Below are 504 nucleotides of genomic sequence, written 5' to 3' on the forward strand. Positions count from 1 at the left end.
TAACAAGGTAGCCGTATCGGAAGGTGCGGCTGGATCACCTCCTTTCTAAGGAGAATTGCCTACTGTTTAATTTTGAGAGTTCTTTATGAACTTCATATTTGGGGGTGTAGCTCAGTTGGGAGAGCACTTGCCTTGCAAGCAAGGGGTCAGGAGTTCGACTCTCCTCATCTCCACCATTAAGAGTATATTACTTAAATCTTCGATTTATCTAGTAGCCTCTTACATGCACTTTTAGCTTATCTTTAGACAAGCTATGTGCATTAGCACTTTAAGCAACAGAATAAACTGAACACATGTGAAGTTTGTTTGTTGGCGACGTGCGTTAGCACTTTAAGCAACGGAATTTATTCGTTGGCGATGTGCGTTAGCACTTTGAAAACTGCATATATATTTAGTGATATGACATCTAATTTGTAATATATAAAGCTGATAACTTTTTAAAATTATCGAAGTTGATAGCTTCTAATCTATCAAACCTTTTTAACTGGTCAAGTTATTAAGGGT

1 tRNA gene is annotated in these 504 nt (G+C 37.5%); it reads left to right on the plus strand.

Annotated features, from left to right (window positions below):
* The first annotated feature begins 100 nt into the window (after nt 1-100).
* A tRNA-Ala gene (locus KGF36_RS19860) sits at nt 101-176 on the plus strand.
* Nucleotides 177-504 lie beyond the last annotated feature (328 nt).

Origin of the sequence: Clostridioides sp. ZZV14-6009 (assembly GCF_020658095.1) — a bacterium.
Classification (GTDB): domain Bacteria; phylum Bacillota; class Clostridia; order Peptostreptococcales; family Peptostreptococcaceae; genus Clostridioides.